General features: G+C 40.1%; 26 protein-coding genes. 10 read left to right on the top strand and 16 right to left on the bottom strand.

Going from position 1 to position 26,927, the window contains the following annotated elements; translation table 11 throughout:
• Positions 1-173 precede the first annotated feature (173 nt).
• The 9 genes from ACJJVZ_RS13925 to leuS are packed head-to-tail and all read right to left on the bottom strand — an operon-like array spanning position 174 to position 9,568.
• Positions 174-938, bottom strand: a complete 765-nt coding sequence (locus ACJJVZ_RS13925) for a septal ring lytic transglycosylase RlpA family protein (protein WP_405601313.1) — start codon at positions 936-938, stop codon at positions 174-176.
• Entirely contained in the window at positions 938-2,044 is a 1,107-nt protein-coding gene (rodA, locus tag ACJJVZ_RS13920; protein ID WP_077538438.1) for a rod shape-determining protein RodA, read from the bottom strand. Before rodA ends, ACJJVZ_RS13925 begins: the two co-directional genes overlap by 1 nt.
• A complete protein-coding gene (gene mrdA / locus ACJJVZ_RS13915) occupies positions 2,041-3,909 on the bottom strand; it encodes a penicillin-binding protein 2 (RefSeq protein ID WP_405601310.1) in 1,869 nt (622 codons plus the stop codon). Before mrdA ends, rodA begins: the two co-directional genes overlap by 4 nt.
• Before the next feature lie 9 nt (positions 3,910-3,918).
• Positions 3,919-4,389: a 23S rRNA (pseudouridine(1915)-N(3))-methyltransferase RlmH gene (rlmH, locus tag ACJJVZ_RS13910; protein ID WP_002958522.1), complete on the bottom strand. Its 471-nt coding sequence runs from the start codon at positions 4,387-4,389 to the stop codon at positions 3,919-3,921.
• Positions 4,390-4,426: 37 nt separating this feature from the next.
• The gene (gene rsfS, locus ACJJVZ_RS13905) at positions 4,427-4,744 is read right to left on the bottom strand and encodes a ribosome silencing factor (protein WP_024610964.1); all 318 of its coding nucleotides are present in this window, start codon (positions 4,742-4,744) and stop codon (positions 4,427-4,429) included.
• Between the two features lie 55 nt (positions 4,745-4,799).
• On the bottom strand, positions 4,800-5,435 hold the full coding sequence (gene nadD, locus ACJJVZ_RS13900) for a nicotinate-nucleotide adenylyltransferase (protein WP_193155692.1): 636 nt from the start codon (positions 5,433-5,435) through the stop codon (positions 4,800-4,802).
• A gap of 14 nt (positions 5,436-5,449) precedes the next feature.
• Positions 5,450-6,487 carry a DNA polymerase III subunit delta gene (holA, locus tag ACJJVZ_RS13895; protein WP_405601306.1) on the bottom strand — a complete coding sequence of 346 codons (1,038 nt, stop codon included), beginning with the start codon at positions 6,485-6,487 and terminating at the stop codon, positions 5,450-5,452.
• On the bottom strand, positions 6,487-6,978 hold the full coding sequence (gene lptE / locus ACJJVZ_RS13890) for an LPS assembly lipoprotein LptE (protein ID WP_273050385.1): 492 nt from the start codon (positions 6,976-6,978) through the stop codon (positions 6,487-6,489). Before lptE ends, holA begins: the two co-directional genes overlap by 1 nt.
• Position 6,979: 1 nt before the next feature.
• Positions 6,980-9,568, bottom strand: a complete 2,589-nt coding sequence (leuS, locus tag ACJJVZ_RS13885) for a leucine--tRNA ligase (protein WP_405601303.1) — start codon at positions 9,566-9,568, stop codon at positions 6,980-6,982.
• Between the two features lie 196 nt (positions 9,569-9,764).
• Between leuS and ACJJVZ_RS13880 the strand changes: the two genes are divergently transcribed.
• From ACJJVZ_RS13880 to ACJJVZ_RS13865, 4 genes are all read left to right on the top strand, one after another.
• Positions 9,765-10,223 carry a hypothetical protein gene (locus ACJJVZ_RS13880; protein WP_405601301.1) on the top strand — a complete coding sequence of 153 codons (459 nt, stop codon included), beginning with the start codon at positions 9,765-9,767 and terminating at the stop codon, positions 10,221-10,223.
• Between the two features lie 76 nt (positions 10,224-10,299).
• The gene (locus ACJJVZ_RS13875) at positions 10,300-12,732 is read left to right on the top strand and encodes a Lon protease family protein (RefSeq protein ID WP_237070457.1); all 2,433 of its coding nucleotides are present in this window, start codon (positions 10,300-10,302) and stop codon (positions 12,730-12,732) included.
• 2 nt (positions 12,733-12,734) lie between these two features.
• Positions 12,735-13,211 carry an FKBP-type peptidyl-prolyl cis-trans isomerase gene (locus tag ACJJVZ_RS13870; protein WP_182701304.1) on the top strand — a complete coding sequence of 159 codons (477 nt, stop codon included), beginning with the start codon at positions 12,735-12,737 and terminating at the stop codon, positions 13,209-13,211.
• A gap of 306 nt (positions 13,212-13,517) precedes the next feature.
• Entirely contained in the window at positions 13,518-14,042 is a 525-nt protein-coding gene (locus tag ACJJVZ_RS13865; RefSeq protein ID WP_405601299.1) for a hypothetical protein, read from the top strand.
• A 22-nt stretch (positions 14,043-14,064) separates the two neighbouring features.
• Here ACJJVZ_RS13865 and ACJJVZ_RS13860 read toward each other — a convergent pair whose 3' ends face one another.
• A complete protein-coding gene (locus tag ACJJVZ_RS13860) occupies positions 14,065-14,589 on the bottom strand; it encodes a CIA30 family protein (protein WP_193155689.1) in 525 nt (174 codons plus the stop codon).
• Positions 14,590-14,971: 382 nt separating this feature from the next.
• Between ACJJVZ_RS13860 and ACJJVZ_RS13855 the strand changes: the two genes are divergently transcribed.
• The 4 genes from ACJJVZ_RS13855 (at position 14,972) to ACJJVZ_RS13840 (ending at position 17,528) form a co-directional block, all read left to right on the top strand.
• The gene (locus tag ACJJVZ_RS13855) at positions 14,972-15,982 is read left to right on the top strand and encodes an RDD family protein (RefSeq protein WP_405601297.1); all 1,011 of its coding nucleotides are present in this window, start codon (positions 14,972-14,974) and stop codon (positions 15,980-15,982) included.
• A gap of 87 nt (positions 15,983-16,069) precedes the next feature.
• The gene (locus ACJJVZ_RS13850) at positions 16,070-16,321 is read left to right on the top strand and encodes a type II toxin-antitoxin system Phd/YefM family antitoxin (protein WP_405601295.1); all 252 of its coding nucleotides are present in this window, start codon (positions 16,070-16,072) and stop codon (positions 16,319-16,321) included.
• Positions 16,311-16,601, top strand: coding sequence for a type II toxin-antitoxin system RelE/ParE family toxin (locus tag ACJJVZ_RS13845; RefSeq protein WP_405601293.1), 291 nt, complete (start codon positions 16,311-16,313; stop codon positions 16,599-16,601). The genes ACJJVZ_RS13850 and ACJJVZ_RS13845 overlap by 11 nt, the downstream gene beginning before the upstream one ends.
• 78 nt (positions 16,602-16,679) lie before the next feature.
• Entirely contained in the window at positions 16,680-17,528 is an 849-nt protein-coding gene (locus tag ACJJVZ_RS13840; RefSeq protein ID WP_405601291.1) for an alpha/beta hydrolase, read from the top strand.
• Between the two features lie 51 nt (positions 17,529-17,579).
• On the opposite strand, the gene ACJJVZ_RS13835 is transcribed toward ACJJVZ_RS13840, so the two are convergent.
• Genes ACJJVZ_RS13835 through miaB form a run of 6 tightly spaced genes read right to left on the bottom strand, consistent with a single transcriptional unit; the run spans position 17,580 to position 23,726 of the window.
• Positions 17,580-18,215, bottom strand: a complete 636-nt coding sequence (locus ACJJVZ_RS13835; RefSeq protein ID WP_182712220.1) for a hypothetical protein — start codon at positions 18,213-18,215, stop codon at positions 17,580-17,582.
• A gap of 33 nt (positions 18,216-18,248) precedes the next feature.
• Positions 18,249-19,820 carry an apolipoprotein N-acyltransferase gene (gene lnt / locus ACJJVZ_RS13830; protein ID WP_405601289.1) on the bottom strand — a complete coding sequence of 524 codons (1,572 nt, stop codon included), beginning with the start codon at positions 19,818-19,820 and terminating at the stop codon, positions 18,249-18,251.
• Complete coding sequence (corC, locus tag ACJJVZ_RS13825) at positions 19,801-20,685, bottom strand: CNNM family magnesium/cobalt transport protein CorC (RefSeq protein WP_405601286.1); 885 nt, start codon at positions 20,683-20,685, stop codon at positions 19,801-19,803. Before corC ends, lnt begins: the two co-directional genes overlap by 20 nt.
• Positions 20,686-20,707: 22 nt before the next feature.
• Positions 20,708-21,166: an rRNA maturation RNase YbeY gene (gene ybeY / locus ACJJVZ_RS13820; protein WP_077538397.1), complete on the bottom strand. Its 459-nt coding sequence runs from the start codon at positions 21,164-21,166 to the stop codon at positions 20,708-20,710.
• A gap of 4 nt (positions 21,167-21,170) precedes the next feature.
• Positions 21,171-22,226 (bottom strand): PhoH family protein, encoded by a 1,056-nt coding sequence (locus ACJJVZ_RS13815; RefSeq protein ID WP_138584823.1) that lies wholly within the window; start codon positions 22,224-22,226, stop codon positions 21,171-21,173.
• A gap of 51 nt (positions 22,227-22,277) precedes the next feature.
• Positions 22,278-23,726, bottom strand: a complete 1,449-nt coding sequence (gene miaB, locus ACJJVZ_RS13810; protein ID WP_024598305.1) for a tRNA (N6-isopentenyl adenosine(37)-C2)-methylthiotransferase MiaB — start codon at positions 23,724-23,726, stop codon at positions 22,278-22,280.
• A gap of 256 nt (positions 23,727-23,982) precedes the next feature.
• Here miaB and ACJJVZ_RS13805 point away from each other — a divergent pair, with 256 nt between their 5' ends.
• Together ACJJVZ_RS13805 and ACJJVZ_RS13800 are read left to right on the top strand one after the other, a co-directional pair.
• The gene (locus tag ACJJVZ_RS13805) at positions 23,983-25,152 is read left to right on the top strand and encodes an FAD-dependent monooxygenase (protein WP_405601281.1); all 1,170 of its coding nucleotides are present in this window, start codon (positions 23,983-23,985) and stop codon (positions 25,150-25,152) included.
• A gap of 194 nt (positions 25,153-25,346) precedes the next feature.
• Positions 25,347-26,918 carry a putative bifunctional diguanylate cyclase/phosphodiesterase gene (locus ACJJVZ_RS13800; RefSeq protein ID WP_405601279.1) on the top strand — a complete coding sequence of 524 codons (1,572 nt, stop codon included), beginning with the start codon at positions 25,347-25,349 and terminating at the stop codon, positions 26,916-26,918.
• Positions 26,919-26,927 lie beyond the last annotated feature (9 nt).

The following is a 26,927-nucleotide window of genomic DNA, read 5'->3' as shown; positions in this document are numbered from 1 at the left end:
TCAATAACGCAGTATAAATCGTTTTTAAACCAACCCTTAGGGCGTTTCACTGGAGCTTACTCTCTGTGTTGTTACTTTTTAAAAGGGATTACCATTTCTACAAAGTAACGCCTAGATATTAAGCCCCAGTGCAACGCTGAATTCTGCATCTTGGGATAGTTTGGGTATTAGTCTTACTGAGTGTAAAGCAAGAACGCGTTTTGAAATTGATCTTGTTTTAATTTTTCTAAGACTTGATGTGCATGTTGAGCGTCTTTAATTGGACCTAAATGCAGTCTATAAATAGCGTCTTTTTGTACAATATTAGTTGGCAACTTGTATTGAAGGCGCAAGGTACTTGCCAGTGCTTCAATATTTTCCAGTGTACTCCCAGCAGCAACCTGAATATAAGTTTCATTCGTTTTAGCTGAGCCACCCAGCGTAACTGCCTCGAGCTTAACCTTTGCTGTACCATGAGTATAGTAACCAAGCTTATAAGCGGCAGCGTACGAGAGATCGATTATTCTGTCATCATGAAAAGGGCCACGGTCATTAACACGCACAATGACGGATTTACCGTTACTCATGTTAGTCACACGCAAAAAACTAGGTAACGGCAGTGTTTTATGTGCAGCCGTCATGGCAAACATATCATAAACTTCACCGTTTGAAGTATGATATCCATGAAATTTACGGCCGTACCACGAAGCAATGCCTTCTTCAGAGTAGCCTGATTCATCAAGCATTGGCGTATAGCGCTTACCAAGTACTGTATATGGGCGACTCGTGCTTGCACTTTTAGTAACGTCGGTGATTACAGCATCTTGCATTTCAAGCACCGTTGGCGCTCTAAGTGGAGCAGTGTCATGGCGCATATGGTAGCGGCTACCTGAATTACTACAGGCGCTTAAAAGTATAATTAACAGTGTACTTAGTAATAGCTGTATATAAAGTCGCATTATTTTAAAAGCATCCTTTTGTCTGTGGCAATGGACATTATTATGCCAAAACCAGCCATTAGCGTGACCATTGATGTGCCACCGTAGCTAATTAATGGTAAAGGGACGCCAACAACCGGTAAAAGGCCTGATACCATGCCAATATTTACAAACACATAAACAAAAAAAGTGAGAGTAAGCGCGCCGGCTAGTAATTTTCCAAATGCATCTTGTGCGTTAACGGCAATATATAAACCACGGCCAATAATAAATAAATAGAGGCTAAGTAAAATACATACCCCGAATAGCCCAAACTCTTCACTTAGCACCGAAAATATAAAGTCGGTATGGCGCTCAGGCAAAAACTCTAGTTGAGATTGTGTACCTTGTAACCAGCCTTTACCTTCAACGCCACCAGAGCCTATCGCTATTTTTGACTGAATAATATGATAACCCGACCCTAGAGGGTCGCTTTCAGGATCTAAAAATGTCAGCACGCGCTGCTTTTGGTAATCATGCATCCCATAATGCCAAAAAGGCCACGCGGCAAGCGTTACCATTGAACTTAAAAAGCCAATTAATCGCCAACTCAAACCCGATAAAAACAATACAAATATACCAGAACTTGCAATGAGGATGGCAGTGCCTAAATCGGGCTGCTCTTTAATTAGCAGCGTAGGAAGCATAACAATCATAAAACCAATAATTAAATGCATTGGACGAGGGGGAAGGTGATTACGGCCTATATACCACGCAACCATCATAGGTACTGCTAGTTTCATTAGCTCCGCAGGCTGAAATCGAGTAACTCCTAAATCGAGCCAACGTTGTGCACCCTTTGAGCTTACACCAAATAAAAGTACTGCGACCAACATTAATAAACCAACAAAATAAAGTGGGATCACTAAGCGTTTTAGCGCAGCTGGCGATAACTGGGCTAAAACAATCATCGCAACAACAGCACCTCCCATACGCGTCATGTGTCTAATCATCATTGACGATTCTTGACCACTGGCGCTGTAAACAACCATTATGCTGCCTATCATCATCACAATTAGTGCAATAAATAGCGGCAAATCAAGGTGCATACGCATCCAAATAGAGCGTTCATCATGCAACCTAGTCATGGTGTGGTATTCCTAGCAATATTAATGGGGTTAGCTGCAAAGTAATAATCCATAAGTTGTCGAGCGATTTGGATCCCGCCATGGTTATTCTCCAATACCACAGAAACGACTATTTTAGGATCGTCAAACGGTGCAAAACCAATGTAAATGGTGTTATCGCGTTGTCGTTCTTTTAGTGATTTTGCATCGTAACGCTCACCCTGTGCAATACTAACTATTTGCGCAGTCCCTGTTTTTCCTGCAGAGTCGTAGCGAGTCCCCTTAAAAGCTTTATGTGCTGTGCCGGATACTTTTTTAACTGTATTGTGCATTGCATCTAAAGACACCTGCCAATGGTGTGGGTTCTTCAAAATAATAGGCGGTTTTTCTTCATTGTTAATTTGCGTTACATCACCGTCTTTTCTGACCACTTGTACTAAATGAGGCGGGTGATTAATGCCGCGATTAACTAATATATTAGTCGCGTTCGCAATTTGAATCGGGGTCGCCGTCCAATAACCTTGGCCAATACCAACTGAAATCGTGTCGCCGCGCCACCAGGATTCCTTAAAGCGGCCTTCTTTCCATTCTTTTGAAGGTAATATAGCCGTGGTTTCTTCATGTATATCAATACCTGATAAATCACCGTAGCCAAAACGGGTCATAAAGTCACTTATTTTAGTGATCCCTAACCGATAGGCTGCATCGTAAAAGTAAGTATCGCACGACTCTTCAATTGCTTTATATACATCAACGTGCCCATGACCCCAGCGTTTCCAGTCACGCCATTTATGATCCACATTAGGAATTTGAAAAAAACCAGGATCCCACATTGATGTTGTTTCGTTTACGATGTTTTCTTCAAGCGCTAATACTGCCATTAAAGGTTTTACCGTAGAGGCGGGTGCATAACGACCTTGCGTAGTACGGTTTATTAATGGACTGTCTTGATTAAGTAACGCTTTGTAATTTTTGCTGCTAATGCCATGCACAAATAAATTAGGGTCGTAACTTGGGTTTGAATAAAGTGCCAGTACGCCGCCATCTTTAGCGTCCATCACCACTACAGCACCACGCATATCTTTAAGTGCATGTTGCGCTATTTGCTGTAAGCCGACATCGAGGGTAAGCACCAAATCGCTACCTGGTTGTGGGGGGGTTATACTTAGCGTGCGGATAATTCGTCCACGATTGTTAACTTCTACGCGTTGCGAGCCAACGTTACCATGGAGTGTTTCTTCGTAGTATTTCTCTATTCCGAGTTTACCAATATCGTGAGTGGCACGGTAATTTGTATCGCGGCCTTCTTGCTCTAATTGATTGAGTTCTTTTTTATTGAGTTTAGCTACATAGCCTAAAGCATGGGTGAGGGTATCGCCAAATGAATAATAACGGGCCAGTCGTGCTTCAATACTAAATCCAGGGAATTTATGTTGATTAACCGAAAATTTAGCGACTTCAGTTTCATCTAAATGGGCTTTAAGAACCTGTGACTTAAAACGGCGCGTATGTTTAATATCGTCTAAAAAGTCTTCTTTTTCTTGCTCAGTAAGCGCGATTAATTTACTTATTTGCACCAGTGCTTTGGCTAAATCATCCACCTCTTCAGGGATCACTTCAAGGTTATAAACAGGCTTGTTTTCAGCAAGGAGAACACCATTACGATCGTAAATTAAACCACGGTTGGGGGGGATAGGTATAACTTTAATACGATTATCGTTAGAGCGGGTTTGATAGCCATCGTGATCTTTTACTTGAATTGTATATAAATTAGAAAGCAGTACAGCCATTAACCCTAATACAAAAACAAAACCCACGAATGCACGCCTAGCAAATAAGTTTGCTTCTGCGGAGTGGTCACGAATAGTGGGTCTTTGTTTTAGCATGGCAAGAGGTTACTCGCGATGATAAGGATGGTTGTTATTTAAGCTCCAGCCTCTGTAAAGGCTCTCTGCAACAATAATGCGCACTAATGGGTGCGGTAATGTTAAATTAGATAACGACCATTTTTGCTCTGAAGCTGCAATGCACTCTGGAGCAAGTCCTTCAGGTCCGCCAATAAGTAAACTTACATCGCGGCCGTCGAGTTGCCATTTTTCCATGTTTTTAGCAAGCTGGTGAGTATCTAGCGCTTTCCCTGTGACTTCTAACGTAACAATACGATTGCCTTTTGGAATAGCCGCTAATGTTTTTTCACCTTCAATGTGTAAAATACGTTTTATATCCGCATTTTTGCCACGTTTTCCGGCTGGAATTTCAATTAACTCAAGGGCCATGTCTTTAGGGAAACGGCGCTGATATTCTGCAAATCCCGTTTCTACCCATGCTGGCATTTTTGTACCAACAGCAATCATTTGTATTTTCACGAATTACTTCCAAGCATTGTCTAAAATGAGTAAGGGTCTAGCCCCACAGTTTTTCTAGATCGTAATAGATACGTGCTTCACTTTGCATTACGTGAACAACCACGTCACCTAAGTCAACCAGTGCCCATTCGCCATCACTTTCGCCTTCATAACCTAGAGGTTCTGAATCTGCGTGACGTGCTTCTTTTGCTAAATGATCGGCAATTGATTGTACGTGGCGCTTCGATGTGCCTGAACAAATAACCATATAGTCAGTGATGTCAGATGTCTTTGTTACGTCAATATGAATAATGTCACGCGCTTTCATATCGTCAATTTTATCCATAGCAAAAGCGAGTAATTGTTTTGAATCCAAGGTTTTGTCTCAATTTAAAAATTTAATGGCGCGCATTTTAACACGGTAGGCGTTTTTAAGCATCAATTTGATAGAGCTGATGCATTTGTATGTAATGACTCACTGCATCGGGTAATAGTTCATTCTTTTTATTACTTTTTTTAAGCTGTTCTCGAATAATACTCGAGGCTGCATTATGGGTTTCACCGGATAAAAAATAAAGTTTCCCAGCGAGAGTTTGTTCAAGTGCCGTTACTTCGTCTACCTTTGCATGTTGCAAGTAACTTTTAAGTTCACCATTGACACTGCAATCTTGAGCAGGGCGCTGATAAACGACAATATGGCATAGCTGCGTTATTGTTTGCCACTCAAACCATTTGTCGAGGTTGTTAAACGAGTCCATACCAATCAAAAATAAAATAGGCGTAGCTGGGTGTTCTTTACGCAATTCTTGCAAGCTAAGTAACGAATAGGATGGACCGGCTCTGTTAAGCTCTCTTAAATCGAGATCAAAATACGGATAAGGTTCAATCGCCGCGTTTAGCATATTTATACGGTGCTGTGTACTAATGCCCGGTACTGCTTTGTGGGCAGGTAATGCACAAGGCATAAAATAGAGTGTATTTAAATTAAATGTTTTAACGCATTGCTGCGCCATATTTAAATGCCCTAAATGGACAGGGTCGAATGTGCCACCAAAAATTGCAATCATTTCACATACACCCGTTAATTAACCGTGTGGCAAGGCATTGGGATGTCGAGCGGCTGGCAAAATTTAATACAAATATGAGCAAGCGCTTGGTAAGGTGCAATTAAATTACCTTGCTTATAACTGGCATCAAACAAAGCAACATCACTGTTTATGTGTTCAAGTGTATGCATGTTTAAACGATTTATTGCGTTTTGAACTGGGCCTTGCTGATTTTTCCAAATTGCATTTTGTTTAAATAAATTAGCAATAGGCTCGCCATTTAATAAACCAAGTTGCACATTTATAAGTGTAGTAAGTTCTTTGGTTATAGCCCACAAAATACCCACCACTTCGGTGTTATCACTGGCCAGTTTGTTTAATACTTTAATAGCTTGTTTAGCGTGGCCATTTAATAGGGCGTCGCTTAAATCAAAAATATCGAACTTGGCCTGATTTAATAGCCCCTGCATGACTAACTGCTGATTAATAAGCGCATTGCCGTGTAATAACGAGAGTTTTTCGAGTTCTTGAAAACACGCTAATAAATTACATTCGGTGGCATTTATTAAGCTAAGTTTGGCATCGTTTTGCATGTTAAGCGATAAGCGTTGGCACTGCTCGTCAAGCCATCGTTTTACATGTGAGCCAGTTAGTGGGTAGCAAGGGACAAATACACCAAGCTTATCGAGAGCTTTAAACCACGCACCGCGTTGTACTTCTTGACTAGCCTTAGCGCCTTTAATAATAAGGATGGTATCAGGGTTGACCAGTTCGATCACTTTTTTAAATGTGTTACTGCCAACAATACCAGGTTTTTGTTGGTTTAAATCAAGCTCAATAATAGTACGTGCGCTAAACAGTGACATGCTTTGGTACTGAGCTATAATTTCTTGCCAATCAAATCCTTGCATTAAAGTAAATTTAATTACCTCATCAAAGCCTTGCGCTTTAGCCGTGTCGCGAATTTGCCGTACACACTGCGCTTCTTGAAAAGGCTCCTCCCCAAATACTAAATAAAAGGGCTTTAGCCCTTTATTTAATTCGCTCGGTAGTTGATTTGCGTAGCAGCGCATTAGAGTTGCGACAGCTCTCTAACAATACGACGACTAGCTTGCTCACGAATTTCGCTAATGAGTAGCTCAAGCTCTTTTGCTTTAGCTAACGCATGATCTGGATCGTCTTGATAATTACGATAAAGCTCGAAGCGCTTTTCTATTGCGTTTTCGCCTGGGCGCTTAACGATATACGACACACCATAAGCAAGTTCGTATTCAGCAACTTGACCATTTTTAAATAACGAAAGTGTTTGACGTTCAACTGTTTCTTGACGTAAATACAATTGAGCTTTGCCTTTAGCTGACGGTATTAGCTCTACATTACTGGCTTTTAGCTCGTTTTTAAGGCTTTCGAACAAGGCCGATTTTTCATCATCGCCTACTAGTGTTAGCTGTTTTAAGTTATCAGGCAGGCTAGAGGCTTTCTTAAAATGAAAGCCACAGCTTGATAACAAAAAACAGACTAGCACTAAGGCTAGTCCATTTTTAATGGCGTTAAATGCCGCCATGTTAGTTAGCTACCACGTTAAGTAGTTTGCCCGGCACATAAATGATTTTACGAATGGTTGCGCCATCAGTAAATTTAGTGACGTTAGATTCAGCAAACGCAAGGGCTTCTACTTGCTCTTGTGTAGCATCTGCTGCCACTGTTAACTTAGCGCGAAGCTTACCGTTTACTTGGACAATAATTAACTTTTCGTCTTCAACAAGTGCCGACTCATCAACTTTTGGCCATGCTGCATCTAAAATTTCGCCTTCTTTGCCAAGCTCTTTCCAAAGTTCATGCGATAAATGCGGCGTTATAGGTGCAAGCATAATAACAAGCGCTTCAAGCGCTTCGTTTGCAATCGCCACATCTTGTGCATCTGTAAGCGGTGCTTTCAATAATTTATTAGAAAGCTCCATAATAGCTGCAATAGCGGTGTTAAAGGTTTGACGGCGTTCAACATCGTCAGTCACTTTAGCAATCGCTTTATGTAAATCGCGACGAAGTACTTTTTGCGGATTAGTGAGCGCTGATTTATCAAGTGCTTGGTAACCCACAGTTTTAACGTCTACCGCGTATTTCCATACACGTTTTAAGAAACGATGCGCGCCTTCAACACCCGAGTCTGACCATTCAAGCGTTTGCTCTGGTGGTGCTGTAAACATCATGAATAAACGCACTGTATCTGCACCGTACTGGGCAATTACATGTTGTGGGTCTATACCGTTATTTTTAGATTTAGACATTTTGCTCATGCCAGATGAGAATACCGGTTCGCCATCTTCTTTATGCCATGCTTTAGTTACGCGGCCTTTGTCGTCGGTTTCGGTATTTACATCACTTGGCGAAATCCAAATATCGCCGCCTTTTTCATCTTTACGATAAAATGTTTCAGCAAGCACCATACCTTGACAAAGTAAGCGGTCAAACGGCTCGTCTGAGTTTACTAAACCAAAGTCACGTAATAATTTATGGAAAAAGCGCGAGTACAATAAATGTAAAATAGCGTGCTCAATACCACCAATGTATTGATTTACTGGCAACCAGTAGTTAGCAGCAGCTGGGTCTAGCATACCTTCGTCGTAGCGTGGGCTACAGTAGCGGGCGTAGTACCAAGACGATTCCATAAAGGTGTCAAACGTATCAGTTTCGTGAAACGCAGGTGCGCCATTGACTGTTGTTTTAGCCCACTCTGGGTCTGCTTTAAGTGGTGACGTTACACCGTTCATTACCACGTCTTCTGGTAAGCGAACGGGGAGCATATCTTCAGTAGCCGCAAGTTCTTTACCATCTTCATCGCTAAGCATTGGGATTGGTGAGCCCCAGTAACGCTGGCGGCTAACACCCCAGTCACGCAGGCGGAAGTTTACTTTACGCTCACCCACACCGAGTGCTTCTAATTTATCGGCAATCGCTTTAAAACCAGCGTCAAAATCAAGGCCGTTAAATTCACCTGAATTTACAAGTACACCTTTATCGGTAAATGCTGATTCTTTAAGGTTTACTTCAAGGTCTGAACCTTCAACCGGTGCAATGACTTGTTTTATATCAAGACCGTAAGCGGTTGCAAATTCAAAATCGCGTTGATCGTGTGCAGGTACTGCCATTACAGCGCCTGAGCCATAATGCATTAATACAAAGTTAGCGACCCAAATTGGCACTTGCTCGCCCGTTAATGGGTGAGTGGCGTAAAAGCCTGTTGCTATGCCTTTTTTCTCCATTGTTGCCATATCTGCTTCGGCAACTTTGGTGTTTTTGCATTCTTCAACAAACATTGCAATAGCATCGCTATTTTTAGCGGCTTCTTGTGCAATCGGGTGGCCACCGGCAACAGCAACATAGGTAACACCCATAAAGGTATCTGGACGAGTTGTGTATACGCTAAATGTTTCGTCGTTATCGGTGCGCTTAAATTCAATATCACACCCTTCAGAGCGGCCGATCCAGTTGCGCTGCATAGTTTTAACTTGCTCTGGCCAATCTTCAAGCTTATCTAAATCGTCAAGTAGCTCTTGTGCGTAGTCGGTAATTTTAATAAACCACTGTGGAATTTCTTTTTGCTCAACCACAGCGCCTGAACGCCAACCGCGACCGTCAATAACTTGCTCGTTTGCCAATACTGTCTGATCCACTGGATCCCAGTTAACTGTCGACATTTTTTTGTACACTAGGCCTTTTTCGTAAAGCTTAGTGAAAAACCACTGCTCCCATTTGTAGTATTCTGGGTGGCAGGTTGCAATTTCACGATCCCAGTCATAACCAAAACCTAATTGCTTAAGTTGGTTACGCATGTAGTCAATGTTCTCGTAAGTCCACTTTGCTGGTGCTGTTTTGTTTTTAATAGCAGCGTTTTCTGCAGGTAAACCAAACGCATCCCAACCCATAGGTTGCATTACGTTTTTGCCTTGCAGGCGCTGGAAACGAGAAACAACATCACCAATGGTGTAGTTACGCACATGACCCATATGCAGTCGACCACTCGGATAAGGGAACATAGAAAGGCAGTAATACTTTTCTTTGCTCTCATCTTCAGTGACTTTAAATACCTGGTTTTCTTCCCAGTAGCTTTGTACTTTTGACTCTATATCTTGCGGGTTATATTGCTCTTGCATCTATGGTTCCAGACTTCTTGCAAACTAATAAAAAATTGCCGTTAGGATACCCCAAATAAAACACTATTCACAGCGTCAAAAACATGCTTTTATTAAATTGTAACTTTCAGTGCAGGTTAACCTGCCTTTTTATACTGTAGTTAGCTAAAAACATAAGTTACAGACTGATTTAACAGCAATTTTGAAGGAGTAAAAAATGACTGATTACAAAACATGGCTTGGCAGTTTTACCCATTGGCTAAAAGAGGTGAAAGAGCATGGTGTAAAAGACGTGATTTCTGGGTTTGTTGGATCTGAGCAGGCACTAAAAGATTTAAGCCAAGAAAGATATGAGCTTTATAAAAGCTATTTAAAGAACGACATTGAACATCTTGTAGAGTACGAGGCTCATTATAATTCACTTGCATGGCAAGAACTTAAAGAGTCTATTTGGCTTGAACTATCGCACATAGAAGATAAAACACAGCTTGAATGGCAATCGTTAAGTCAAGATTTTAAGCATAATGGTGTGTATCACGTAGGCGAATGGATAGCCATAGGCACATTAGTATGTAAGAATTGTAACCATAGCCACGACATTTATCACGCGACGCAAATAACGCCTTGCATAGAATGTGATTCAATAGAGTTTAGCCGCAAGGCTTTGCAACCCTAAATAGTAGTATTGAGTGGCGCTAAGCCACTTAATGCATTTAAAGCCAGTGAATATGCTGGTAAACAAAGAAGTTAGAATGACGAAAAAATTGCTGCCATTACCTGTATCTGCACTCGCACCGAGTATTTCGACTCATCATGTAAACACATGTATGAGTAATCCATATCCAGAGCCACTTACTTTTATAGGCCAACAACGTGCCCAAAGTGCGCTAGATTTTTCCTTGGGGATGGACCTACCTGGTTATAACGTTTATGTAATGGGCGAGGCGGCTCATGGGCGTTATACACTCGTAAAAGATAAACTCAAACAACATGCAAAAGACAGAGCGACACCTAACGAATGGTTATACGTAAATAATTACGCCGATCACCGAGAGCCCATTGCATTGTTTATGCAAGCAGGGCAAAGCAAACTACTCAGTGACGACATCGACTCATTTTTAGATGAAGTGCTCGATACGTTTCCCGCTGCATTCGATAACCCAGCGTATCAACGCAAGAAAAAATCAATCGATCGCGAATTTAATGACGCTTACGACAGCGCCATCACGGCTGTAGAAATAGCGGCACTTGAGCAAAGCGTTGCACTAGTCGAAGAAAAAAGCTCAGTAGGGTTTGCACCACTTGTTGACGGTAAACAATTAAGCGACAGTGAATTTGGCGAACTTGAAGAAACATTACGCGAAGAGTTTTTTGAAAAAATAGAAAAGCTAGAAGACGCACTAATAGAAGCGTTAATAGAATTGCCGCGTTGGAAGCGTGAATCAAAAGAAAAACTTCGTAATCTTAAAAAGTCGACTGCAGAGCAAGCCACTAAACCACTTCTAAAAGATTTAGAACATAAGTACGCCACACACATTGGCGTACTGCGTTATTTAAAAGATATACGCGTTGAAATTATCGATGCTGTACTTGAATGGCTAGATGACGAAGATGAAAGTGAAGAAAGCAAAGAAGACTTTGACCGCAAAGGCATGCTGACCGACTTTTTTGCACCCAATATTTTAGTTGAGTTTAAAGAAGACGATGCAGCGCCAGTGGTGTATGAGCCAAACCCAACCTTTGGTAACATATTTGGTAAAATTGAATACGCGACATCACAAGGCACGTTAATTACGAGTTACCGGTCAATTCAGCCAGGTGCATTGCATCGTGCTAATGGCGGTTACTTAATAATGGATGCTGAAAAAATAATGGCAAACCCGCAAGTGTGGGATGGTTTGAAATTGTGTTTAAAAACACATCAGATAAAAAATGATTTACCGTATCAAGATAGTACAGTCGGGACGAGTTTTACACTTCGCCCGCAGCTCATTCCACTCGATGTGAAAATTATTTTATTAGGCTCTCGCGAGTTGTACTACACCATAGGTGAATATGACGAAGAATTTGCTGAGCTATTTAGAGTATTAGCCGACTTTGACTACTACCTGCCAAGCAGCGATAAATTACAGTATCAGTTTATTACTAAAGTTACAGAGTATTGTGAGCAAACTTTAAAATGCACCACTACGCAAGCGGCGATGGTGAGGTTACTTAAATTTAGCTATCGACAAGCAGAACATCACAATAAATTATCTGCTCGTTTTGCTGATGTTTTAGAGCTTGTTGCAGAGGCGAGTTACTACGCCAAGCAAGATAACCAAACATTAGTTGATGCGCACCATATTGATGAAGCTATTGAAGGTAAGCAATACCGTACCGGTCAAATTAGCGAAAATATGCTAAGTGATATAAAAGAAGGTCACACGCTTATTGCAACCGACGGCCAAGCTATTGGTAAAGTAAATGGCTTAACGGTACTGCACATTGGTGACACTTCATTTGGTACACCTGCACGTATTACGGCAACCGTTTATGCCGGCGCTGATGGGGTTATTGATGTAGAACGTGAAGCCGAGCTTGGCAAAGCAATTCACTCAAAAGGGGTGATGTTGCTTACTGGTTATTTAGGCAATAAATACGCCCAGCACTTTAGCTTAACGCTTAGTGCTAATATTGCCATAGAGCAAAGTTATGGTTACATAGATGGCGATAGTGCATCTTTAGCTGAGCTTTGTGCGCTTATATCATCCATCACTAGTTTGCCTATTAGCCAGTCTATCGCGCTTACAGGTTCTATTAACCAACACGGTGATGTACAAGCCATTGGTGGCGTAAACGAAAAAATAGAAGGCTTTTTTAAACTGTGCAAAATGCGTGGTTTAACTGGTTCGCAAGGCGTTATCATTCCTAAATCAAACCAAGTTAACTTAGTGCTAGATGATGAAATACTCAACGCAGTAGAAAGTGGTAAATTTAATATTTACGCGGTAGAAACTGTTGATCAAGCGCTTAACTTACTAATGGATATAGAAGCAGGCGATATTATTGATGACCAGTATCCAGAAAACTCAGTAAACGGTATTGCGCTTGCTCGCCTAAAAGAGATTGCCGACATAGTAAACGGCGATGATGAAAAAGACGAAGAGCTAGATAATGAAAAGCTAGGCAACGAAAAAGGTTAATGATGATCAATATAATTTTGGCGGTGGTAATCGCTATTTTTTGTTTTTTAATATTTCAAAATAGTAAAAAAGCAAAACAACAAGCAGGCATAAATGCACAAATAGGCGCTGACTATTTAGCGGCTAACGCAAAAGTAGAAGGGGTAGTTGAAACCGCTTCTGGCTTGCAATACAAAGTAGTGCACAAAGGTGAAGGCGTAAATAAACCAACGTCAACAAGCATGGTTAACGTGCATTATCATGGCACATTAATCGATGGCACTGTGTTTGACAGTTCAGTAGAGCGTAAAACACCGATTAGTTTTGGGTTGCACCAAGTGATTAAAGGGTGGACAGAAGGCTTACAGCTAATGAGCCCTGGCGATAAATATACTTTTTATGTACCGCACCAATTAGCATATGGCGAAAAACGTGTGGGGAGTATTCCTCCTGCCTCAGTACTTATTTTTGAAGTAGAGTTACTGGCAATTGAGTCGTAACTTGATTTGAAGTAATTAATTGCTAAAGCCCTACTTTAATAAAGTGGGGCTTTTTGCTTTTAGTTCACGTTAAAATTTACTCAAGGATTTTAATACGAGGTCGATAGTTATAATACCAATTGCATTAAATTAGTGTTCTATTATAGCGCTAATAAAATAGCTCAGTAACAAGGCAAAAATTACGACATATAGTTATTCTATATGAATGATTTTTAACACCGTAAGTGAGCTATTTAATACGATAGAATGATTACGTTTTTAATAAAATTGGTATAAATGTGACAAAGCTATTTTAGGGATAAAATAATGAAAATTTCACCCGCACCCATTCAACATCAAGTATACAACTACAGCAGCCAGCCTTTAATACAATTAGAACAGCAACGTGCTGAAGACACGTCTGAAGAAGTCCCTGAAGAAGAACCTGAGTATGTTTTATCAGAATTTTTAGACGCTAAGGTGCAAAAGTACAGTGAAGATAATGCAACATTTAGTGATCAGTATAAAAATCTAGAAAAAGCATATAAGTACTTCACGCAGCAGGTTGTTGCATTACAGGAGCAAATTAACAAGCTTAAACAGAGCCCGCTACAACGTAGCTTAACCATAGATAGTAGCGCATATGAACAAGATAAAGACGATGCCCGTTTGACTATAGATACCGAGCATATGGGTTCTAAAAAATATAAAAACGAGCAACAACAGCAGCAAATAACTATGTTAGAGCTGCAACTAGGTGAGTTAAAAACACAGCAAGCTGCACTAAAGCAACAAATGGTTGAGCTGATAATTAACGAAATGAGAAGGCGAGGCGATGACTATACTATTTAGTCTCTTATAATATGCTGGTGGATTAGGGCCTAAACTGAATTTTACTCACTTCAAGTTTAAATTTACCTTCTTGCTTACCCGCAATCATAAAGCCAAGCTGCTTTATATCGTTAAAATCAATAGTAGGTTGTTGATCTAGCACTCTTCCGCGAAAGGTTAGCGTAAAATCGCTCGGGATAAAATTAATATTTACCCACTCGTTTTTTACTGTTTTAAATGAGTGTGTGTACGCTGCACCATCAAGATAATCTGTGGTCCTGAGTCTGAGCTGATAAGTTTGCCCATCACCTTTAACACGCAGCGTTATACCTTTAGTATTTTGACTTTGTGTATTTAGCTCCGTACGTATTGATGCAAAGCCCCCATTATTATCGAGCGATACATTGCCCGTAAACACTAAACTGTCTTGCGTTTGAACCACTTGGCTATTAGACATCCCCCCCATTACAGAATCATTAACAACATACCAGCGTTGATCAGCATTGGCCTCAGTGCTTAATAGTAATGCGTTAAATATAAAAAGTGATGAAAGTTGCTTAGTGGTCATAGAGTTTACCTCGTTGATTTAAATAGTTAACCTGAACTCGGGTTAAGAGATTTACTAACATATTGAATCATAATTATATTTAAGTTTGTTTTTCTAGCTAGAGGTTTTTAGTGAAAACAAGGCATGTTTACGCGTCAATAGAGAGCCTATTGCACGTAAATTCAACGCAGTTAGCACTAAAAAAGCTGCTTGAAATAGGTTTATTATTCAGCGTTTAGGTTAGATATACGGCTTCGCAATTTATTTGTTCACTTATTTCAAAACTAATTTTGTGAAATACTTTAATGAATTTTATCATTTTGATTTTATTAGCTTTACCTTGAGCAAAAAATCAAAAACGGGTAAGTTAGTACGAGTACCTATTTTAATAATAAGCATATAAATGAAAGCCAAAGAAATAGAGCAATTACAATTATCGAGCTCTGAAACTAGAGAGGTTATTACGCCATACGCCTTTAAAATTGATCAGACCTTACTCGGTTTGCCTTTAGCAACACCTACACGACGCGCATTCGCGATAATAATTGATGTAGCACTGATATTTTTAGCCGCTAAACTCAGCGCGGCTTTAATCGCATTTGTCGCTGCAATGGCTTTTTATAAAGGCACTGCGCAGCAATACCTTCCAAAAATGTCATCGTTTTGGCGCAGAGCCCTAAACGTTTTTGCAGCAGGTTTTTTATTTGTAAGCGCACTTACTGTACTTTCAATTGGCATAGATTACCTAGAAGACGATAACGCAGATCAAAGTTTGGCTGTTCAGGGCGTAAAAATACAAGATGAAATTGAGCTTACTCCCGCAGAAAAACAACGCGTAAATGCTTATTTAACGCAAACAGCCGATGAAAGCTGTGATCAACCTTGCCAACAAAACGCACTTGATAATTTAATTGGGCAAGTTCCCAAATTAGCGGAAATGGACGACCTACAAAACCCACAACTTGCTACCGTACTTTTACAGCTATTAGTGGTCAGTGAAAATAACGAAATAAAGGCTGCACAGTTAATAGAAGAAAAACCAGCACAAACAACCACAAATAGTATTTTGCAGTGGGGCAAAGGCATTATTGAAGATTTAGGACTAGGCTTTGGCTGGGCTGCAGTTTACTTTACGTTGTTCTCCTTACTTTGGCGAGGCCAAACACCGGGTAAAAAAGCATGCAATATCCGTGTTGTTGCTTTAAATGGTGAGCCATTAGGGTTGCTCGATTGCTTTGGTCGTTACGGCGGCTACGGCGCAGGTTTTGCTACGGGGTTATTGGGGTTCCTGCAGATATACTGGGACCCAAACAGGCAAGCCATTCAAGATAAAATATCAGCAACAGTGGTTATTAAAGGTAACTTGAATCAAGTTGTAAATGTTGAAACCGTTGTAGATACAGTGAAAGAGTAACAAAAACTGACGAAATTATAAAAAGTATAGCTAAAAATAAAAAAAGGTCTAAAATTAGAGCTTAATTTAGTTCTTTTTAGGTGTTTTATGAGGCAGGTTTTAGCTGATTGTTCGGCAAGTATTTCAGAACTTAAAAAAAATCCAACCGCGCTTTTGAATGAAGCAGATGGTGCTGCAATAGCCATATTAAATCATAATAAGCCCGCAGCTTACTTAGTGCCTGCACCAATGTATGAGCTACTAATGGAACAACTGGATGATTATGAACTAACTCAAGTTGTTCAGAGCCGCAGAGGCGATTTATCTCAAGCGGTTGAAGTTAGTATAGATGACTTATAAGTTAAAGTTTTTACCTGCAGCCTTAAAGGAGTGGGAAAAACTTGCGTCACCACTTAAAAGTCAGTTTAAAAAGAAGCTCATTGAGCGTTTAGATAATCCCCATGTGCCAGCCTCTAAATTACGCGGCTTTGATAATGTTTATAAAATAAAATTGCGTACGGCAGGATATCGCCTAGCTTACGAAGTTATTGATGACGAAGTTGTGGTTTATGTACTGGTAATTGGTAAACGCGATAAAGATGCAATATATAAAAAGTTAGCGTCACGAACTAAGGAATAGCTTAGTAATAAAAACAGTGTTTTGCTTGTTCAAAGAAGGCCAGGCGCTTCTTCGTTTGTTATTAATACAAGGGTATGTATGAAAGTCTTATCAATAATATTTTTATATTTATTTTTTACAGTAAATGTAAATGCCTCAGAGCCTATTATTTTAGCTAAAACCCACCAGCTTAAGTCTATTATTTTAGATGAGCAACGCAGCTTTAGTGTTTATTTACCGCCAAGCTATAATGAAAATTCTAATAAAGTATACCCAGTTATTTACTTGCTCGATGGTGACCAAACACATCTAAAAGCTGTCGCCGGGCTAGTAGAGGCACTTAGTACTCAGCGGCTAGAGCAGCAAATACAACAAGCAATTATAGTAGCCATTCCTAATAGTAAAAATGCGATAAGAGAACGTGACTTTACCCCAACCAATGTTGATTGGACATTTAACGGTAAACTTCTAGAAAAGTTTGAAAATATTGGCAACGCTGCAAACTACAGCGCCTTTTTTGAAAAAGAACTTATTCCACTGATTAATAAAAATTACCGCACATCAACTAAACGCGTATTAATTGGCGAGTCTTTTGGTGGCTTGTTTGCCAGCTACGTATTGCTTTCCAACCATGCGCTATTTACAGATTACTTAATTATTGATGCAACCTACCTGTGGGATAATAACTTCCTAAACCGTTATTTTGATGAGAAGCAACTAATAAATAAGCTGCTTAAAGGCAATGTGTATTTTACCTTTGCAAATAACGGCGAAGCGTTTGGCGAAATTGGTAAAACAAATTACCGATGGGGTTTAGCATTTGTTGAAAAGTTAAAAGCACACTCAAGCGATAATCTAATTATAAATCAACGTTACTTTAAAGATGAAACTCATGGCACGGTGGCAGCGCTTAGTTGGTATTATGGGTTGAGAAGTTTATTCAAATAATGAGTATTTTCATTTTTCGATGTATTTACACATTAGTTAGTAAATGAACGGTTACAGCCCTTTCAAATCATATGCAAAATCCTCAAATTTCTCCCAAGTTAATAAAAGTACGAATTCCGTAGCTCGATTAATTGGTAAGTTAGAGGACTGTTCAAAATTGAATTGCAAATAAGGCTTATACAAATTGGAGTTAATGTTTAAGGTTTCTACTATTTTTTTTGTAGGGTTGTGTAAATCACCGCCAGCCTCAATATGATTATAGTGATTGCGGCCCGCATAAATAATAAGACCCGCAGGTAAGCCTCTAATTTCACGGCCAATACAAAATTTTGAAGTTTTAGCATTAAGACTTAATGTAGTAGTATTCTTTTTATTTTTAGAAAATAATTCAATACCCTTAGCTGCAATCTGTAACAAAGAGCCATCTATAGATGAAAGCGCAAACTGCTCAGATTCTAATTTTATGAGAGCTTTTTTTGATCTTTTAAATCCTTCTACTATATGTTCTTTTTTACTCCAATTTTTTTCGCCTAGTTGAATGGTTTGCTCTGTATTTTGCCTATTAAAAAGGTACATAGGCGGTATCGAATCTTTATAGATATCATTAATATCATTGTGAAACTCTTTGCGGACTTCAAGTAATTTACTTACAGCGCTTTCTACTCCTTCTAGATAGTTTTTTATCATTAGGCTCTTCTTACAATTCGTTTAATAAGTGTGCTAGATAATGAATCTAGTTTTTTCAAATTTAACCCTAACCCCAAACCCAACAATTCCCATCAAAAACACAAATCCCCATACAAACACATTGCCATACTGGCTGTACACGCTGTCGCCTTTTATAAGCTTAATGTTGGCTTTCAATATGGTAGCTTCAAACTGTGGCATGGTTTGTTGTGTGTGGCTTATGGGGTCGTATACGGCGCTTACCCCATTGTTGGTAACTCGCACTAGAGGGCGTTGTAGTTCGAGCGCCCGCATGCGGGCTATTTGCATGTGTTGCAAAGGCCCAATAGAGTCGCCAAACCAAGCATCGTTACTGACAGTAAATAGTAGGTCGGAATCGCTTTTGTAATTACCGCGTACTAAGTCGGCAAATACTATTTCGTAGCAAATAGCAGGGAGTAAGTTATAGCCATTGGCGCGCAAGTTGTTTTGCACTTTGTCGCCACGCGTAAAGGACGACATAGGTAAATCGAATAATGGGGCAATAGGGCGCAAAAAGTCTTGAAATGGCACAAATTCGCCAATCGGTAATAATTGGTGTTTTTGATAACGGTTTTTATCGAGGTAGCGGTAATGGCCGTGCTCGTCGCCGCGTTCTTTATTACCAACCACAATAAGCGTATTGAATATGTTTTTGGTGTCTCGCTGGTAATCAACAATACCAGTAACAAGGGCCGTTTGATTAAATGAGGCGGCACTGTCTAAATTGGCTAGGTAGGAGTCAGCAAGCATTTCTATTTCAGGCACTGCGGCTTCTGGCCAGACTATTAAGTCGGCATCCCAATGTGGACGCGTCATGTCTTGGTATTTGCTCATGGTGGTCCAAAACTCACTTGGCTCAAAGCGCAGGTGTTGTTTTATATTACCTTGCACCAGTAAAGTCGACATGCTTTTACCTGAATATTGCACCGACCCTGTGGTAAGTGCTGCTGTAAAAATAAGGGCAAAGGTAATCGCGGTAACTACAGGGGTTTTAAAATCTTTTTGAGTTGCACGATAAAGCGCAAAACCAATGATAATACACACAAGAGTCAGGCCAAACTCGCCAATATAAGAGGCTAATAGCCTAAGTGGTCCGTCAGTTTGTGTATAGCCAAAACTTAACCACGGGAAACCAGTGAGCAGTGTACTACGTAAATATTCGCTAATCGCAAAACTGGTAATAAGCAGCGCACCAAAACTTTTCGGACCGCTGGCAAAGCGAGACGCTAAATAAAAGGCGAGTGCTGGAAATAACGCTAAGTATGAACACAGAAAGGCCATTAACGACAGTGATGCTATAAGGGGCATGCCGCCAAAGGTAGCAATAGATACATGTACCCAGCTAATGCCCGCGCCAAACCAGCCTAGGCCAAATATAAAACCATATTTAGCAGCGGTTTTTGCGTGTGCTTTACCAGTATTATTGGGATTAACGCAAAAAATTATGGCAGCAAGGCTTAAAAATACAATGGGCCAAATTTCAAAAGGGGCATAGCCAAAAGTTAAAACAAGGCCCGCAATAAATGCGAGCCATGCTTTTTTATCTTTTGCTAGCAGGGTAAGTCTAGTTAGCAGTTTCTTCACTGTCGTTATCATCAGCCTTAGGAACGGTGACTTGCAGTTGCAATATACGGCGATTGTCGGCGTTGGTTACTTTAAATTGGTAACCTTCTATGTCAATTGTTTCACCACGACTTGGCATATGACCAAAAGCATGCAGTACAGTGCCACCTATGGTATCTGCTTCATCGGTACTGTAACCTGTTTTAAAATGCTCGTTAAAGTCATCAACAGGCGTAAGTGCTTGTACAACGTGAACATGTTTAGCGAGGCGACGAATATCTTGTTGTTCTTCTTCTTCGTCGTGCTCATCTTCTATTTCGCCAACAATTATTTCAAGAATATCTTCAATGGTCACTAAACCCGATACGCCGCCGTACTCATCAATTACAATCGCCATATGGTAGCGTTGCTGACGAAACTCGTTAAGCAGTGTATCAACACGTTTACTTTCAGGCACTACCATAGCTGGACGTAAATAATCACGCAGCGAAGGGAGTAGCTCGTCTTTATTTAAGATCAGTGGTAATAGATCTTTAGCAAGTAAAATCCCTTCTACATGGTCTTTGTCTTCAATCACCACCGGAAAGCGTGAGTGAGTTGAATCGACCATCATTGGAATTAGCTCTTCAAGCGGGCTGTCGATCTCAAGAGTGATCATTTGTGAGCGCGGAACCATAATGTCTCGCACTTTAAGCTTGGAAACACCAAGCACACCTTCTATCATCTCTTTTGTTTCTGGATCGATTACGTCTCGTTCTTGCGCATCGGCAATTACTTCGACCAGCTCTTCTCTATTCTGGGGTTCCCCTTGCAGCATTTGGGCTATTCTGCCCAACCACGTTTTGCCAGAAGAACCCTGGCTAGATTGCGAGTTACCGTCGCTCATTGCGTCTAATTGCTCCGTTAATTTAAATATCGTCCCGATATGGGTCTGCTATGTTTAGCTCTGCAAGTAATTGCTTTTCGATGCTTTCCATCTCAAAAGCATCTTCACTCTTTATATGGTCAAATCCAAGTAAATGCAAGCATCCATGAATAACCATATGCGCAAAGTGATCATGAAATGACTTCTCTTGCTCAATTGCTTCAGCTAATACAATGGCTGGGCAAATAATTAAATCACCAACCAAGGGAATATCGATTCCCGGTGGTGCTTCAAATTCGAACGACAATACGTTGGTCGGTTTGTTTTTACCGCGATAGTCGTTATTAAGTTGTTGCGATTGCGCTTCGTCGCTAATAACGATGCTGAGCTCTGACTCGTCACGGTATTGGCTAAGGGCTTTGTCGGCCCACAGTGCAAATTGTGCTTCGCTTGGGAGGTTGTCAAACTCACAGGCTATTTGTAAATCAAGTTCTGTTGTCAAGGCATTACTCTTTTGTAGACAGTTGTTGAGCGGCAAGTGCGTCTTTTGCATTTTGCTTTTCAATGCGCTTTAGTCGCTCGCTTTCGTCGTTACGCTCGTAGGCTTCAACTATGCGCGCTACAACAGGGTGGCGTACTACATCGTGAGCCTTAAAGTAGTTAAAGCTAATTTCGTTTACACCATCAAGCACTTCAATTGCATGGCGAAGGCCTGAACGTGTACCACGAGGTAAATCGACCTGTGTTATATCACCCGTAATAACCGCTTTTGAGTTAAACCCGATACGGGTTAAAAACATTTTCATTTGCTCAGCGGTGGTATTTTGGCTTTCATCTAAAATAATAAAGGCATCGTTTAAAGTACGTCCGCGCATGTAAGCAAGCGGTGCGACTTCAATAATATTTTTTTCGATGAGCTTTTCTACTTTTTCAAAACCTAGCATTTCAAACAAAGCGTCGTAAAGCGGGCGCAGATATGGGTCTATTTTTTGGCTTAAGTCACCAGGTAAAAAGCCAAGCTTTTCGCCTGCCTCTACAGCGGGGCGCGTTAATAATATGCGGCGAATTTCTTGGCGCTCTAGGGCGTCAACGGCGGCAGCAACAGCAAGGTAGGTTTTACCAGTACCAGCAGGGCCAATACCAAAGGTAATGTCGTGGTTTAAAATATTAGCCACATAAACACCTTGGTTATCGTTACGTGGTTTAATAACACCACGGCGCGTTTTAATCACCATTTCTTTGCCGTAAGCGCTGCTCGATGCATCTTGCTCTAGGGCTTTTGATTCGGTAATAGCTAAATGAACGGCATCGGGTTCTATTTCGCCTAAAACACCACGCACTGGCTGAGTATCAACATAAAGGTTTTTTAAGATTTCTACTGCGCCGGCGCAGTTGTGTAGTTTACCGGTTACTTTAAAGAAGTTGTCACGGTGAATTATTTCAACAGCTAGGTGGCGCTCAATTTGTTTGATGTTTTCGTCAAACGGGCCACATAAAGAAGAAAGGCGTTTGTTATCGGCAGGCTCTAAATAAATCTCTAATGTTTTTAACTGATTACTCAAAATTGCTTCCTATAGTACTGCGCCAGCGTTACCTGGCGCTAATAATTTTGACTAAGGAACGAAAGTAGCTACGCCAATTTCGTTAACAGTGTCTGGTTTTGGCTCTGCAGCTGCAGCTTTAGTTAAAATAGCTGAAGGCGCGATTTCACGTCGTAGGTTCATTTCTGATTCTGTACGAATTAAGTCACCACGTAAAGAGTTAGGTAGTGCTTCGGTAATACGTACGTCAACAAACTGTCCGATCACTGTGTGCGGGCCAACAAAATTTACTACACGGTTGTTTTCGGTACGGCCACGTAATTCCATTGGGTTCTTTTTAGAAGGACCTTCAACAAGTATACGTTGCTCTGTATCGAACATTTGACGGCTAATTTGCTGTGCCATTTGTGTAATACGGTTTTGTAGTAGGTATAAGCGTTCTTTTTTCTCTTGCTCTGTTACGTCATCTGGCAAATCTGCCGCTGGCGTACCTGGGCGTGCACTGTAAATAAAGCTAAAGCTCATATCAAAACCAATGTCGCTAATAAGCTTCATGGTTGCTTCAAAGTCTTCTTTACTTTCGCCTGGGAAACCAATAATGAAATCTGACGACATGCTTAAGTTAGGGCGAATTTTGCGTAACTTACGAATTGTCGATTTGTATTCAATTGCCGTATGGCCACGTTTCATTAAGTTTAATATACGGTCTGAACCACTTTGTACTGGTAGGTGTAAGTGATCTACAAGCTCTGGTACATCAGCGTAAACGTCAATGATGTCTGGCGTAAATTCTACCGGGTGCGATGTGGTGTAACGAATACGGTCAATACCATCAATAGCAGCAATAAGACGAATTAAATCTGAGAAATAACATATTTCGCCATCGTGCGTGTCGCCGCGGTATGCGTTTACGTTTTGCCCTAGTAGATTTACTTCACGTACGTTTTGCTCAGCAAGCTGTGCAATTTCTAGTAATACGTCATCGACTGGGCGGCTAACTTCTTCGCCGCGAGTATACGGTACAACACAAAAAGTACAGTATTTAGAACAGCCTTCCATTATTGATACAAAGGCAGATGGGCCATCCGCTTTTGGCTCTGGCAGGCGGTCAAACTTTTCAATCTCTGGGAATGAAATATCAACAACCGATGAGCCTTTATCGCCTTGTACTTGTTTAATCATTTCTGGTAAACGATGTAGTGTTTGAGGGCCAAAAATAACATCTACAAACGGGGCGCGTTGGCGAATAGAGTCACCTTCTTGTGAGGCAACACAACCACCTACACCAATTATTAAGTCTGGCTTGTCGTCTTTTAACAACTTCCAACGGCCTAATTGATGAAATACTTTTTCTTGTGCTTTTTCACGAATTGAACAGGTGTTGAGTAAGATTACGTCGGCATCTGTTGCATCGTCAGTTAGCTGATAGCCGTTGGTCGCATCTAAAAGTTCAGCCATTTTCTGAGAGTCGTATTCGTTCATCTGACAACCCCAGGTTTTAATATGCAGCTTTTTACTCATTGAAATATAGCCTCGTGTTCAATTCGATAGTGGCACAAAAATGTGCTTAAAACAGGATTAAGGAGCAAGCATGCTCACTTAAAGGACGCGTATTTTAGCTGGATACCCGCCCAGATCCAAGTATAGTTTTCATGTTTGTGATCTCAAATCAATACAGGGCGAGTTTAATCAGCTGTTAGGGATATCCTCTGGTATAAAACAAATTAATTTTGATACAATCAAAACAGACTCAAGTAATAATAAAATGATGAAAAACATGACCAAAAATAATGTGATAGTGGTTGGCGGGGGCATGGTTGGCGCGGCTATGGCGATAAAGTTGGCTCAGCAAGGCTTTGGCGTACGTATAATTGAAAAACACCTAATAGACCCATCGCAAATTCTTAGTAGCGATAAGGTGGATATTAGAGTGTCGGCTATTAATCGTTTTTCAGAAAATTTACTTGATGAATTAGGGGCAATGGCGCTTTTAAGGCAAAACCGCATAGCGCCTTATCAACAATTAGAAGCATTTGAGCGCGGTGGCGACAATTTGTTATTTGATTGCGCCGATATAAATACGACCCATTTAGGCCACTTGATTGAAAATAATTTAATTCAAGCGAGTTTGTGGCAGCAATTTTCACAATATAATATCGAGGTTATAGAGCAAGCAGCACCAATAGCCAAAATAGAGCAAACGGCAGATTTAATTACGCTTATTTATGACAAGCAGAGTTATACAGCCGATTTAGTGATTGCAGCCGATGGCGGGCAGTCGCAACTTCGAAGCAAAGCAAATATAGGTATGACTGGCTGGGAGTATCAGCAGCATTGCATGGGGGTGTTAATTAAACTCGATGCACCGCAACAAATTAAAACATGGCAACAGTTTACGCCAAGTGGGCCGTTAGCCTTTTTACCAATGCAGGCACCATACGCTAATTTAATTTGGTACGACGATGCCAACACACTGCAAGCGTTTAAAGGGCTAAACTCAGCTCAGTTGAAAACCCACATATTGAGTAAATTCCCTGAGCTTGCTGGGGATTTTGAAGTACAAAGCCATGCGATATTTCCGCTTACTCGACAACATGCAAACAATTATTCGCAAGGGCGCTTGGTTTTAGTGGGCGATGCGGCACATACAATTAACCCACTTGCAGGGCAGGGCGTTAATTTAGGTTTTCAGGACGTAGTGGCACTTGCTGAGGCTTTAAATGAAGCAGGAGATATAGGTTGCCCGCTAAAACTTAAAGAATACGAACGAGCTCGCCGTAAGGCTAATTTGTTAATGATGAGCATGATGGATGCCTGTTACTTTGGCTTTTCTAACCAAGTAGCGCCGCTTAAATGGGCACGTAGCCAGTTTTTAAAAATGGCTAATAATACAGGGCCAATAAAAAACTGGGTGTTAAAATATGCCATTAGCGGAGAGCTAAGTTAGTTTCTAAAAAGATTACCCCCCTAATAAAGCGATTAACAATGCTGTTAATCGCGCCCTTAAAAGTTATAACCTCTTCATAAAACAACAATCATATTTGGTAAGTGGGCTACCCTGAGCTTTTTAATGTATTTTATTTCGTTATTAGATTTATTAGCCATACTAAATGTATAACAAATTGCATTTAAAGAGTGTCTGTGGATAAGCCATTTATGATTATAGTAGGGATATTACTGTTAACTGTAAGTATCAAACCAACAATACAAGTATGCAAAAAAACGAATCGGTTTGCATGGAGCTTACTGCTTATTTTAATTGTGCTGTTTATTTTTGGCTACTGTTGGGTACTTTATTATTTTACTTTTTATGGTAGTGAACCGTTTGTAACAACTAGTGTTTCATTTATTTTAGTTGGTGGCGGCACATTTGTGTATTTAGTTGTTAGGTTAAGCCTCAAAAGTATCTTAGAGCTAGAGCGCTCAGCTCAACACCAACAATTTCTAGCTGAACACGATAGTTTAACTAACCTACCTAAACGTAAAAAATTCTTTAATGTACTCAATGAGGACATAGAATATAACCAACCTTTCATTTTGTTTTTAATAGATTTAAATAACTTTAAACGTGTAAACGATACTTATGGAAATAATTTTGGGGATTTGTTGTTATGTGCATTTTCCAAAACATTAAGCCAACACTTATCCGAGATTGCTAAGTTATATAGGATTGGGGGAGACGAATTTGCATTGCTTTTAAACTCAACCACTCAGGATAAGTATGATTTATGTATTCAATTAATAAATAAGGCAGTACAAAAACCTTTTTTAATTTATGAACAAACTATACGCGTTAAGCTAAGAATTGGAGTGAGCTATTACCCCAAACATAGTATGCAAACTAACGAACTATTCAAACAGGCTGATTTAGCGCTGCATGAAGCAAAAAAGACACAGCAACAGATTGTTATTTATTTTAAGGATTTGAGCATTAGGGCGGATAATTTATTTGATATGTCCTTACTTATAAAGCAAGCATTGAAAAATGAAGAGTTTGAGCTTTATTTACAACCAATATTTTCTTCTAACCTTAATGAAATCCATGGAGCTGAAGCATTAATACGCTGGCCACAAAATGATGGCACGTTCATTGGCCCTGATATATTTATAAAAACGGCGGAGCAAACGGGGCAAATTTTAGCTATATCAAAATGGGTGGTGTTAGAAACAATCCAGCATTTAAAAAAACTCAAAAAAGCAGGGTTTAAAGGCTCGTTACATGTCAACCTTTCAACAAGGGACTTAGAGAGCTTAGACTTTTATGAATTTATAGAGCCGTTAATTAATTTAGATCCGACTTTAAGTGATTTTATTATGTTTGAAATTACAGAAGGTGCAATGATGACTAATATAGATACAGCACGCAGTATGATGTACAAACTAAATGCACATGGTTTTGAGTTTAGTATTGATGACTTTGGTACTGGGTTTTCTTCGTTATCACTCTTAAGAGAATTACCAATTAGCCAAATAAAAATAGATCAGTCGTTTATTAAAGAGATGCTGACACAGATTGCAGATTACGCGATTGTTGAATCAACGTTATTTTTAGCAAATAGACTTAACTGTAAGGTTGTTGCAGAAGGGATTGAAAATGAATATTTACAAGATGCACTAATATCAATGAATTGTGATTATCTACAAGGATATTATTATAGTAAGCCAATTGGTATTGATGATTTCATTAAAAAATATTTTTATGAGGAGGTATAAAATTGTTTA

Source organism: Pseudoalteromonas sp. Ld19 (assembly GCF_045064135.1).
In the GTDB taxonomy this organism is placed as follows: domain Bacteria; phylum Pseudomonadota; class Gammaproteobacteria; order Enterobacterales; family Alteromonadaceae; genus Pseudoalteromonas; species Pseudoalteromonas aliena.
The sequence above is the reverse complement of the archived record's forward strand: the minus strand, read 5'-3'. Positions and strand labels throughout refer to the sequence as shown.